The sequence below is a fragment of the Halanaerobium praevalens DSM 2228 genome (genome assembly GCF_000165465.1).
GTDB classification, from domain to species: domain Bacteria; phylum Bacillota; class Halanaerobiia; order Halanaerobiales; family Halanaerobiaceae; genus Halanaerobium; species Halanaerobium praevalens.
The window spans coordinates 1,984,350-1,996,788 of sequence record NC_017455.1 but is presented as its reverse complement, the minus strand read 5'-3'; the positions used below and the strand labels follow the sequence as shown (position 1 = coordinate 1,996,788).

Genomic DNA, 12,439 nt, shown 5'->3' with positions numbered 1-12,439 from the left:
CTTTGTTCTTTTATTTTTGATATAGTATAATAAGTAATATGAAGCTGATTAAATTAACTTTTTAAATGAGAATGATATATTTTATATTAGCTTAAATTAATATTTTTGGCTATTTTAAGTAAAAGAGGTGTAATTATGGGTAAAAGTTTAAAAACTATTTTTCAGATTATAAGTTTTATGAAAAATTCTGAGGTGAAGCTAAGTAAAAAGGCACTATTTTTAGTACCAGTTGCTTATTTGATTTTGCCTTTTGATTTAGTAGGTGATTTTTTTCCAATTTTAGGTCAAATTGATGATATTGCAGTTTTTATAGTAATGTGGCCTGTACTAAGAAAACTTTTGGCAAAATATGAAAAGGGTGATCCCGATTTAGAGAAGAAGAAAAAAGATCCAGATGCTATCGTTGTTGATGATTATACTGTTGAATAATTATTAAAAAAAGAAAAAATAATAATTTAGATTAAATAGAGCGAAAATTTAGTAAATTATAAATAGATAAACTTTTTTAGTTTCTCGACCGATCGGTTGACAAAAATTTAATTTATGGTTATAATAACAACTGACCGGTTAGTCGAGAAAATAAGTTTAGAATAATTAAGGAGGGCGTTATGGCTCAAGATACAAAAACAAGGATTTTAACATCAGCAGTTGAGCTTTTTGCTGAAAATAATTATCATGGTGTTTCAATGACCGAAATAGCTGAGGGAGCAGAAATTAGTAAGGGGACTCTTTATTGGCATTTTGATAGTAAAAAAGAACTTTTTAGAGAAATTGCATTTAGTGGAATGGATCATTTTAATCGTTTGTTTACAGAAATTGTTAACAAAGAGGGGACTAGCAAAGAAAAGATCAAAAATTTAATTGAATGTGTTTTAGAAACTTTAGTTGATAATTTGAACATTTTGGATGTTTTTAGAAATAATATTGAACTGATAAATAATAATTTTAAGGATACACTTGAATTAAAACATCAGCAAAATATAGGTGTAGTTACTAATATTATTGAACAGGGAATTGCAGAAGGGTTTATTAAAGATGCAGATCCAAATGATATTGCAACTATTATTTTAACAGTTTTATTTACTCCCCAGACTAAAAAATTATTAGATGGGGCAGAAAATGTAGATCAGAAAATAGATTTTATTTATGATTTTTTAATGAATGGGATTAGTAGAGAGGAGCATTAAGATGAAAAATAAAAATTTAGTTATTAGCTTAATTTTAGTTTTAATTTTTTCATTTTTAAGTGTCAATGTATTGGCTGCTGAAAATTTAGAACTAGATCAAGCAGTTCAACTTTTAGTTGAGCAGAATAGAACTTTAAAAAATGCACGTAAAGATATTCAAACTGCAGAAAAAGATATAGATCTAGCAATTAGATCTTATTTTCCAACTTTAGATCTGCAGAGTTCTTATACAAAATTTGATGAAAAACAGTCAACGGGCTCTGATGAAAGCTATAGTACTTCTGTTGGTTTATCACAGACACTTTGGACTGGTGGTAAAGTACCAATGCAGAAAGAAATTGCTAATTATAGTTTAGAAATGGCTAGAGCAGAATATGAAGACACAGTTGAAGCTCAGATTTTCTCTCTAATTCAGGCTTATTATGGAGTTTTACAGGCTGAAGGAATGGTTGAAATTAGAGAAGAAGCTTTAGCTACAGTAGATGAGCATTTGCGGGTAGTGAAAAATAATTTAGAAGCTGGAATCGCTATTCGGCGCGATTTATTGCAGAGTCAAATTGAACAAAGAAAGGCTGAAGAAAAGCTGACAGCAGCTAAAAATGATTTGAAAATTGCTCGGCGGCGGCTGGCCCAGTTATTAAATTCCCAAACTCAATATAGTGTTGAAAAACCAGAAACAGTTTTTGATTTTAGTTTAGATCAGAGTCAGCTTTTTAAAACAGCTCTAGCAAATGATAATCAGTTAATGATTATAGAATTAAATAAAGAGATTTTAAAGTTAAATCAGAAATTAGAGGGTCAGTATTATCGGCCAAATCTTTCTTTAAATGGTTCTTATGCTTGGCAGGGAGAAGAATTTATGGATCAAGAAAGTTGGAAAATGACTTTAGGTCTAAATATCCCCTTGTATGATGGCGGTAAAGGTGGTATTAAGGCTGACAAACAGGAAAACGAATTTCAGAAATTAAAAAATAAACGCCAGGATCTATTAGAAAATCTGGATATTGAAGTAGAAGATTCGATTTTAACTGTTAAAGAAACAAAAGAAGCAGTAGATTTAGAAAAATTATCTTTAGAAAATGCTGAAGAAAATTTAGAAATTGCAAATAAAAGTTATGAGGCAGGAGTTGCTAGTAATACTGATGTAATTGATGCTCAATCAACTTATAACCAAGCTAAAATTTCTTTGCTTCAGTCTGAATATGACTATGATATTGAAAGATTTAGAACTTTAGATAAAACTGGCCGTTTAAAAGAATATTTTGAGGATGTGATTGAGAATGAAAAATAAAAGTATAATTTTTTTAGTAATGGTCGTCTTATTTATTAGCAGTAGTGTAGCCGCCCAAGCTGGGCAGGTTGTAGAGGTAACAGAATCAAAAACAGAAGATATAAGCTTAGATGAGTTGATAACTGGTACTTTAACACCTATTCAGGATGTAGATATTCCAGCTCAGACTGGTGGAGTGGCAGAAAAAGTTAATGTTGAAATTGGTGATGAAATAGAAGCTGGATCAGAATTAATTAAAATTGATGATCAAACATTACTAATTCAAAAAAGGCAGTCTGAAGCTGCATTAGAAAGTGCTCGTGCTAATTATAATGAGTTGAAAAATGGAGCAACTGAAGAAGAAATGACAAGAGTTAAGTCGTCATATGAAAATGCAAAAAACAGTTTAGAAAGTGCAAAAACTAATTTAAAATTAATGGAAGAATTGTATAATAATCGTAGAAGTTTAGAACAGCAGCTTGTAAGTGCTGAACAGCAGTTGGAAAATTCAAAACAAAGTTTAAATCAAGCTCAAATTAATTATGATCAGGCAAAAAAAGATTATCAGCGGTCAAAAAAGCTTTATGCTGATAATGTAATTTCCGAAAATAAATTAGATCAAGCAGAAAATTCTTTTGAAAATGCTGAAAGTTCTTTGAGTCAGGCAAAAACTTCACTTGCGGTAGCGGAAAGAAATTATCAGTTAACAAAAGCAACTTATGATAATCCAACTGAACTCAAACAACAGTTAGAAAATGCTCGTAATCAGGTAGAAAATGCACAAAGTAATTTGGAAGTCTCTAAAGCAAATCTAGATGAAGCTGAAAGAGGTCCGAGAGAGGAAAAAGTAAGAGCTGGACTGGCTTCATTAAGACAGGCTGAAGCAAGTCTTGATCAGACAAAAGATCAGATTTCTAAAACAAAAATTACAGCTTCTTTTACAGGAGTAGTAAATCAGGTTAATGTGGATCAAGGTGAAATGATCTCTAATGGTCAGACTGTAGTTAATTTGATAAATATAGATGAATTATATGCTGAAATTGGTGTAACTGCTGCTACAGCATCTGCTATTAAGAAGGGTGAGCTAGTAAAAGTAAAACCTGAAACAATGCAGCATTTTATAGATGGAGAAATTACAAATATTGCTCCAGCAGCAGATAGTTCTAGTCGTACTTTTTTAGTTAAAGTAAAAATAGAAAATAAAGATCATAAACTAAGAGCAGGGATGTTTGCAGATGTTAGTTTAGCAAAAGGTAAAGCAGGCCAAGCAGTTGTGGTCCCAATTGAAAGTATTGTTGATTTAAATAGTGATCAACCATATATCTTTGTTATTGAGTCTGGTAAAGCTCTAAGAAAAGATATTCAGATCGGAATTGCAACTGACAGTAAAGTTGAGATTTTAGCTGGCTTAACTGCTGGAGAAGAAGTAGTTATAAGGGGTCAAAGCAACCTAGAGGATGGACAGTCAGTTGAGGTGAGAAATCGATGAAAATATCAGATTTTTCGATAAAGAGATCAGTAACAACTGCAATGATTATCTTGATGGTGCTTTTAATAGGAACAGTTGCGCTCTCAAGATTGAGTCTTGATCTTTTTCCAGATATAACTTTTCCAGGAGCAGCTATAATTACAACTTATGAAGGTGTTGGCTCAGAGGAAATAGAAAATTTAATTACAAAACAGGTTGAAAGCTCTGTTGCTACTGTAGAAGGTGTTAAAGGAATTAATTCTACCTCTTCTATGGGTTCTTCTACAGTAGTTGTTGAATTTAATTGGGGTCGAGATATGGATTTTGCAGTTCAGGATTTAAGAGAACAGGTGGATTTAATTAGTAGTTCGGTTTTGCCTGAAGATGCTGAGTCTCCAATGATTTTCAAATTTGATCCTTCAATGATGCCAATTATGAATTATGGTGTTTCGGCAGAAGGTTTAGAAATTGATGAACTAAAAGAAGAAGTAGATGATGAATTAATCCCCCGTTTAGAAAGAATTTCTGGAGTAGCTCAGGTTAATATGCAGGGTGGATTAGAAAGAGAAATTATTGTTTCAGTAAAAAGAGATAAGTTAAAACACTATAATTTAGATTATGATACGATTACAAATATAGTTAGGTCAGAAAATGTCAATGTTTCTGCTGGTGAGGTACTACAGGGAGATACTGAATTTTTAGTTAGAACAGTTGGTAAATTTTCAAATTTAGATGAAATTAGAAATATTAATATTCCAGTTGGAAATGGTCAAATTAAATTATCTGATGTAGCAGAAGTTAAAGACGGTTTTGCAGATTTATCTACTTTAGCTAGAACTAATGGTGAGCGGAGTCTTTCACTTTCAATTCAAAAACAGACAGATTCTAATACTGTTGAAGTAGCAAAATTAGTTAGAGAAGAAATAGATAATATTCAGAATGATTATCAAAATTATAGTTTTTCTTTAGCAATGGATCAATCCGAATTTATTGAAGATTCTATTGCTAGTGTTAGTCAAAATGCTGTTGTCGGTGGTTTATTAGCCGTTATTATCCTCTTCTTATTTTTAAGGAATATTAGAAGTACAATAATTATAGCAACAGCAATGCCGATTTCTATTATTGGTACTTTTATTTTAATGTATTTTGCTGATGTTAACTTAAATGTAATTTCTTTAGGTGGACTGGCCCTTGGAGTCGGGATGCTGGTCGATAATGCAGTAGTTGTATTAGAAAACATTTATCGTTACCGAAGTTTAGGTGAAGGTAAAATTGAAGCAGCTCGTGAAGGATCATCAGAAGTTGGCAAGGCCATTGTAGCCTCTACAATTACAACTGTAGTTGTTTTCTTACCAATAGTATTTGTGGAAGGGATGGCAGGTCAGTTATTTAAAGATTTGGCTTTAACAGTAGCTTTTTCTTTAATTGCTTCTTTGTTAGTTGCTTTAACCTTAATCCCAATGTTGGCTTCTAAAATTTTGAAAGTCTCACAAGAAGAGCTCGATCGCAGTAAAAAAGAAGGTAGAATTAAGAAATTATATAAAAGCTCTTTAACTCGAGCTTTAAAACACCGTTGGGTTTTTGCTGTTTTATTAGTAGTTTTACTTGCAGGTAGTTTTGCTTTGGTCCCACATATTGGTTTTGAATTTATGCCTAGTACAGACCAGGGAGCCTTTACTGTTAGTTATGAGCTTCCAGTAGGTACATCATTGAAACGTTCAAATGAAGTTTCTACAGAAATAGAATCAACTTTAATGGAAATAGAAGAAGTAGAGACTGTGATTGCAAATGTGGGTTCTGGAGGTCGAATGTCTTCAAATACAAGTAGTCATATTGGAAATATAAATGTGCAGCTTGTTGATTCTGCTGCAAGAAATAGATCAACTAATGAGATAATGGAATCTTTAAGGCAAAAAGTTAAAATACCTGATGTTGACCTTTCTGTTGAAGAACAGAGTGGTGGCGGAGGTGGTGGTGGAGGTGCTCCAGTTAATGTTAAATTAAGAGGTGATGATCTTGGCACCTTAGAGGAAGAGACCGCAAAAGCTGTTGCCGCTATTGAAGATATAGAAGGACTGAGAGAAATTGAAGATAGTTTTACTGAAGGACAGCCTGAATATCAAATTAATGTTAATCGTTCTATAGCAAGTCGTTTTGGCTTAAATGTAAGTCAAATTGCAAATACAGTTAGATCTGCTATTGATGGTACAACTGCTACTCGTTATGAAATTGCAGGTGATGAGTATGATATCCGAGTTCGTCTAGAAGAAGACCAAATTGAAAAAATGTCTCAGGTATCTGAGTTGAATATCCAAACATCTTCAGGTGAGATGATCCCTCTTAGCCGATTAGCTGATTTGGAAATAACTGAAGGACCTGTAGAAATTCTGCGTAAAGACCAAGAGCGTTATTCGGAAATAACTGCTGATATCCATGGTGTAGATTTAGGGACTGTAATGGGCCAAATTCAATCTCGTTTAGCTAAAGTTGAATTACCAGATGGTTATAGATTTAGCTATGAAGGTGAGTTTGAAGATATGCAGGAATCATTTAGCAGTTTAGGTATGGCTTTTGGCTTAGCTATTATTTTAATTTATATGGTAATGGCTTCTCAATTTGAGTCACTTGTTCATCCTTTTACTATTATGTTTACTATTCCCCTAGCTTTGATTGGAGTTATTTTTGGAATGTATATTACTAATAGTATAGTTTCTGTTCCTTCAATTTTAGGTCTCATAACTCTAGCAGGGATAGTTGTTAATAATGCTATAGTTATGGTTGATTATATTAATCAGCTGCGGCGTAAGGGTACAGATAAAATTGAAGCTATAATTACAGCTGGAACAGTTAGATTAAGGCCAATTATGATGACAGCCTTAACAACTATTTTGGGTCTTTTACCAATAGCAATGGGCATTGGTGAAGGTTCAGAATCAACTCAGCCGATGGGGATTGTAATTGTTAGTGGTTTAACTTTTGCTACTTTCTTAACTTTATTTGTAATTCCAATTTTCTATTCTCTAGTTACAGATTTAAGAACAATTATTGTAGCTAAAGTTAAGGGAATTTCCAAAGAAGAAGCAGCAAAATTGATTTAAGTTAGTCAAAAAAAGCTGAGAAGAGATTTAATTCTTCTCAGCTTTAAAAATTTTAAATAGTAAGGGTGATTTTAATGAAACAAGTTTATTCTTTAATCCCTAATTTTTATGATGCTAAGCAACAGTTTGATTATCAAAAGACTAAAAAATTATTAGAACATAATCTTAAAAATGGCCAAAATAAATTTTATCTAAAAACTGCTGCTTATAATTTTTTAAAGCTAAATTATAAACAACAGCAAAAATTTTATTTTCAACTCTTAAATTTAATGCCAGCTAAAGCTGATGTTTTAATTGAAACTGATTTTAGTTCTTTAGCTACAATTCAAACAATAATTGAGGAGTTAAATCTTTTTCCTAAACAATTTAAATTAGTAATCAGATTATCCTCTTTAGATAAAATTAATTTGAAGTCTAATTTAGAAGCGTATCTGCTTGACCTTGCTTATCTTAATAAAAATTGTAGGTCTGATTTTTATATTAATTTAGATAGCAGGCTTTTAAATTTAATTGATAGTCAGAAATTAATTGAAAAAAGTTTAGCTTTTAATAATTTGCAAGGATTTTTAATTGATCCAGTTTCTTTTTATGATTTAGATTTAAAAAAGTTTAAATTACTTAAAGGAAAATATAAAAACCAATTTGAATTTTTAGTTTTGGCTGATGATTTTTATTATTTAAATTTAGATTTAGGTGTTAAGACAATAAGTAAATATTTTAACTTATTGCCAAGTTTTTTTAAAGATTTGGCTTTAAAATTTAGTAACAACAGTTTAGAGCTGGCTAAAAAACAACAATTAGCTTTAAATGAATTTATGCAGTTTGTCCAAAATTTAGAAGAAACAGAAGCTTTTAAATATTTGTTAGCTAAAATACTTGATTTTGAGCCAATTAGTTCTTTATCAGAAACTGAAAAATTAAATTTGGAAGCAGAATTTAATAAAATAAATGAATATATAGTTGACAAAGTATAATTTATTATGTTATATTATGAATGACCAGTCAGTCATATAAATTTGACTTTAGGTTTGAACTAGGAGAAAGCGTGATTAAATTTCATAAATGATTTATTCAGTAAGCGACTTGTTACCCCTTGTTGTTCCTGCTGATAAATCATTTCGGGGGGCACCGGTTTTCTCCTGGTTTATTTTATTGTTGTTAATCTATCCTGATTAAAATTTAAAAGGAGGTGAAAAAAACACTCACAATTTTTGAGGATAGAATGACATAAATAGAATCTGCTAAAAAAATAAGTTTTAAGCAAAAATAATAAGGAAACTAGGTCACTTATTGTTTTCTTAAAAACTGAATTATTATCAGATTCAAGTAAAACTTAGATTGAAAAATTCTAAAAAGAAAACAAGAGGAGTGTTAAATTTTATGAAAAAATATATAATTACAATTGCTTTAATGTTAGTAGTAGCATTAGCTATGCCAGCATTTGGTGCTTCTTTCTCAGATGTACCTGCTAGTCACTGGTCATATAATGCTATTAACAAGTTGGTAGCTGCTGGAATCGTTGAAGGATATCCAGATGGCGAGTACAAAGGTGATGAGTCAATGACTCGTTACGAAATGGCTGTAATGGTTAGCCGTGCTTTAGATAACATTGTTGACGAAATGGACGCAATGGGTCAAGGACTAACTAATGGTCAAGCTGAAGACGTAACAGCTATTGTTAAGTCTTTAATGGAAAAGAACACAAATGAAAGCTTAAGCGATGCTCAAGCTGAAGAAGTAGCAGATATCGTTGATGCTTTAACATTCGAATTACGCGCTGAGCTTAAAGTTCTAGGTGCAGACGTAGAAGCTTTAGGAAAAGACGTAGACGAATTAGCTGCTAAAGTAGATGCTATGGATGTACCAGAAGATAATATCGAATTTACAATGGATGTTAAAACTTTAGCTGAAACTGCTAATTATGGTGATAATGAAAAAGAAGAAAGAGCAGTACTAGAAATGTTAGCTGATGGTGATGCAATTGATGAAGATTTCTGGACAGATCCAGATGAATTCCCTGCAGAAGAAAGATTCTGGCAGGAATATGACTTCAATATTGCAGGAGAGCTAAATGGAGCAGAATTTAATTTAGCTGTTGATACAATCACTAATGCTTTTATGGATGAAAGAAATGTTATGAATTATACTGAAAAAGACCAAAGTGATTTTAAAATGGATACAGCTTTATTAGAAGTATCTTTTGACAATACCAATTTTAGAATTGGAGATATTGAAGATTATTATCCAGAAAATTACTTCTTAGATGAAGACTTTGAAGGTGTTGAAGTAACAACTAGCATGTATAATACTGATTTCAAAGCTTTTGCTGGTGGTAATGATGAAGACAATAAAAATAATGCCGGTAATGATGACATGGCTGACGAAAAATACTTTGGTTTAACAGCTCATAGAGATACAGAATTAGGAACTTTATCAGCTAAAGTTTACCAAGCTAGAAGTGTTGTTGATGGTTTAGCAGCTAAAGGAAAGAGAGAAGGTGCTGCTGATACTCCTTATGACAATACATTAATTGCTCTAGGTTTAGAAAATCAAATTAGTGAGGCTTTAAACTTAGGTGGAGAAATTGTTTATGGTGAATATGAAGATGATAAAGGTAATGATGATGACGATATGTTTGCAAAATTAAATGCAGATTATATTTTCACTGATAACTTCAAATCATATGCTTTAATCGAGTATGCAGGTGAAGATTTTGTTGCAGCTCGTAATGACTTAGAAGAAGACTTTGGTGATTATACTAAAGTTGAACTAGGTGGAGATTATCAGTTAAATGAGAATAATAAGATCAATGGTTTTGTAATGTTTGCTGAAGCTGGAGACAGATGGGAAAATGTTTATGATAAAGATGCTAGTGCAACTATTCAGGGTAAACAGTTAAAAGCAGATGACAAGATGGTTATTAATCTTGGTTTAGATAATAACTATGGTAAGTATACAAACAGAGCTTTTGTTGAATATGCTGATGGTGATGGTTTTGAAAAAGATAATGAATATACATTAATCGGTTTAGGTACTGAATATGCTTATAGTGAAACAATGACTATGGGTGCTAACTTAAACTACAAAGATATTGAAAGAGTTAATGCTGATTACAAAGATTATATCTATTTAACAGGATTTGTTGATAAAAAGTTAAGAGATAATATTAGCTGGAGAACAGAAGCTATGGTAATTGATGGTTCAGCATCTTGGGAAGATAATCCATTTACTGATATAGATAGTGATATTGATGGTGGAAAAAATAGTATCCCTGAAAATAATACAACTGGTTCTGAAGAAGACGGTACAGGTTATGCAATTACAACAGCACTTACCGTAAGCTTCTAAACAAAGCTCAATTAGTTTAATAATTAAGTTTAAATTAAAGTCGGAGGCTTGCCTCCGGCTTTTTTGCATTTAATTTAAATTAATTAGCAGCTTAAATAAGATTATTTGATTTTTAATTTTAGACTTTTATAAATAGTTATCCAATGTTATAATAGATATTAGAAGTTTAATTTTTTAATTTTAGTCAATTTATTCTGGGAGGTAAATATGAAAAAAAGCTTATTTTTATTGTTAATATTAATAATACTTTTTAATAATCCTGTTTCTGCAGAATCAGAGTCTCAGGTTAAGTTAACTGAAATTGAATTTGGATCAGAAAGCTATTTAGTTGAAAATTACCAGGAATTTAAGGCTAAATATCAAGATTTGGACAGACCTGTGGTGGGACTTGCCTTATCAGGTGGTGGAGCAAGGGCCATGGTTAATTTTGGAGTGATTAAGGCCTTGGAAGAAGCAGGAATACCAATTGATTTTATGAGTGGAACTAGTATGGGAGCAATAGTCAGTACCCTTTATGGTGGTGGCTTAAACACTAAACAGATGCTAGATGTAGTAACTACTACTTCTTTTGGCCGCTTAATTGACTTAGGGATTGGTGGCAGTGGTTCTCTAATTGATACTAAAAAACTTAATCTTTTTATGGAAGAAATATCGCCAAATAAAAGACTGGAAAATTTTAAAGTGCCAGCTGCTCTTTTAAGCTTTGAATTAAAAGCAGGTAAAAAATATTTAACTACTCAGGGCAGAATTTCTGATGTTATTCAGAGTTCTTATTCTATCCCCCTTTATTTTCCAATTGAACATCGAGATGATAAATATTTTATGGATGCTGGAATTTTAGAAGCAACACCTGCTAAAGCAGTATCAGTTTTAGGAGCTGATTTTGTAATCGCTACAACTTCTTTTCCAGAAAAAAATACTCAAGATTTAAATAGTGCTCGTGCTTCAATTAATAGATTTTTAAATGTTTTGCAGGATAATTATTCTCAGCAAATAATTGATAATTATGCAGATTTTGTGATAGATATTGATGTTAGTGATTATAATTTTATGGACTTTAATCAAGCTGCTAAATTAGTTGAACTTGGATATCAAAAAACAAAAAAACAAATGCCAGCTTTGAAAAAAAGATTAAGTGCAAATGGAATTGAATTAATAAAATATCAAGCTAGAGAAAAAAGTGATATTCAAGCTACTCTTTCTGATTTAGAATATGATCGCTTTGTAGTTGAAGGTAGAGCCAGAAATTTATTTTTGAATTATGGGCGGGAAAAATCTTATTTTGATCAAGATCTAATTATTCCTTTTGCTGATAATTTTCAAACAGGTATTAATTTTAAGCAAGATAATTTTGCTTTAGATATTAAAGGAGACGAATTTTTTGATCAGGGTTATGAAGCTCGTTTTGAAATTAAAAAAATGACTAAAAAAACTGATTTGCTTCTTGCTTATGGCAATGACTATAATTCAGCAACAAAAGATGATTATCGTTTAGAGCTAAAATATTTTACTGATCATTTTCAAAATTCAATTGGTTTTGGTAGACAGCAGGACAGAAAATATTATCTTTTAGGGACTAAATTTGATACTAAATTCGATTTAACTAGAATTCAATCAGAAAATGATATTATTTATGATGTAGATCAATCTGATTTAGCTATTCTTTCTTCAAACATAATTAATTTAGATTTGGGTGATAAATGGGATTTAGAAAGCAATATAGTTTTTAATAATACAGATGTTTTAAATTCTCCGATTATATATCGGGGCCAGTCTTTAGCTGATAGAACAGAGTTTCAGGCAACCCTAGATTTTAAATATACTTATCGCTTTTTAGATCCACTCTATTTTGCTGGGCTTTTTCAGACTACTGATATTGGTGGTTATTTATTTACTGATTATTATCAAGATGAAGAAGCAAGTGGAGAAGCAGCAGGGATTGGTTTTAATTCTCAGCTTTATTTATTAGGCCTTAGTCCAATGGAAGTAGATTTGTATTTTGCTTATGATTTTGATGACGAATCTGATAGAATTGGTTTAGAAATAGGTTATGAATTTTAAACTGTTT

General features: G+C 31.3%; 8 protein-coding genes. All 8 read left to right on the top strand.

Annotated features, from left to right (window positions below):
- Positions 1-135 precede the first annotated feature (135 nt).
- The 8 genes from HPRAE_RS09375 to HPRAE_RS09340 all read left to right on the top strand — a co-directional run bounded on the left by HPRAE_RS09375 (position 136) and on the right by HPRAE_RS09340 (position 12,432).
- Positions 136-429, top strand: coding sequence for a YkvA family protein (locus HPRAE_RS09375; protein ID WP_014553965.1), 294 nt, complete (start codon positions 136-138; stop codon positions 427-429).
- 179 nt (positions 430-608) lie between these two features.
- Entirely contained in the window at positions 609-1,187 is a 579-nt protein-coding gene (locus tag HPRAE_RS09370) for a TetR/AcrR family transcriptional regulator (protein ID WP_014553964.1), read from the top strand.
- 1 nt (position 1,188) lies between these two features.
- On the top strand, positions 1,189-2,478 hold the full coding sequence (locus HPRAE_RS09365; protein ID WP_014553963.1) for a TolC family protein: 1,290 nt from the start codon (positions 1,189-1,191) through the stop codon (positions 2,476-2,478).
- Positions 2,468-3,946 carry an efflux RND transporter periplasmic adaptor subunit gene (locus tag HPRAE_RS09360; RefSeq protein ID WP_014553962.1) on the top strand — a complete coding sequence of 493 codons (1,479 nt, stop codon included), beginning with the start codon at positions 2,468-2,470 and terminating at the stop codon, positions 3,944-3,946. Before HPRAE_RS09365 ends, HPRAE_RS09360 begins: the two co-directional genes overlap by 11 nt.
- The gene (locus HPRAE_RS09355) at positions 3,943-7,023 is read left to right on the top strand and encodes an efflux RND transporter permease subunit (RefSeq protein ID WP_014553961.1); all 3,081 of its coding nucleotides are present in this window, start codon (positions 3,943-3,945) and stop codon (positions 7,021-7,023) included. The genes HPRAE_RS09360 and HPRAE_RS09355 overlap by 4 nt, the downstream gene beginning before the upstream one ends.
- Before the next feature lie 74 nt (positions 7,024-7,097).
- Entirely contained in the window at positions 7,098-7,997 is a 900-nt protein-coding gene (locus HPRAE_RS09350) for a hypothetical protein (RefSeq protein ID WP_014553960.1), read from the top strand.
- A gap of 406 nt (positions 7,998-8,403) precedes the next feature.
- Positions 8,404-10,371, top strand: a complete 1,968-nt coding sequence (locus tag HPRAE_RS09345) for an S-layer homology domain-containing protein (protein ID WP_014553959.1) — start codon at positions 8,404-8,406, stop codon at positions 10,369-10,371.
- Positions 10,372-10,578: 207 nt separating this feature from the next.
- Positions 10,579-12,432: a patatin-like phospholipase family protein gene (locus tag HPRAE_RS09340; RefSeq protein WP_014553958.1), complete on the top strand. Its 1,854-nt coding sequence runs from the start codon at positions 10,579-10,581 to the stop codon at positions 12,430-12,432.
- Positions 12,433-12,439: the final 7 nt, after the last annotated feature.

Excerpts from the sequence above, each read along its gene's own strand:
- HPRAE_RS09375 (WP_014553965.1), top strand. The coding sequence starts at position 136 with ATGGGTAAAAGTTTAAAAACTATTTTTCAGATTATAAGTTTTATGAAA.
- HPRAE_RS09370 (WP_014553964.1), top strand. The coding sequence starts at position 609 with ATGGCTCAAGATACAAAAACAAGGATTTTAACATCAGCAGTTGAGCTT.
- HPRAE_RS09365 (WP_014553963.1), top strand. The coding sequence starts at position 1,189 with ATGAAAAATAAAAATTTAGTTATTAGCTTAATTTTAGTTTTAATTTTT.
- HPRAE_RS09360 (WP_014553962.1), top strand. The coding sequence starts at position 2,468 with ATGAAAAATAAAAGTATAATTTTTTTAGTAATGGTCGTCTTATTTATT.
- HPRAE_RS09355 (WP_014553961.1), top strand. The coding sequence starts at position 3,943 with ATGAAAATATCAGATTTTTCGATAAAGAGATCAGTAACAACTGCAATG.
- HPRAE_RS09350 (WP_014553960.1), top strand. The coding sequence starts at position 7,098 with ATGAAACAAGTTTATTCTTTAATCCCTAATTTTTATGATGCTAAGCAA.
- HPRAE_RS09345 (WP_014553959.1), top strand. The coding sequence starts at position 8,404 with ATGAAAAAATATATAATTACAATTGCTTTAATGTTAGTAGTAGCATTA.
- HPRAE_RS09340 (WP_014553958.1), top strand. The coding sequence starts at position 10,579 with ATGAAAAAAAGCTTATTTTTATTGTTAATATTAATAATACTTTTTAAT.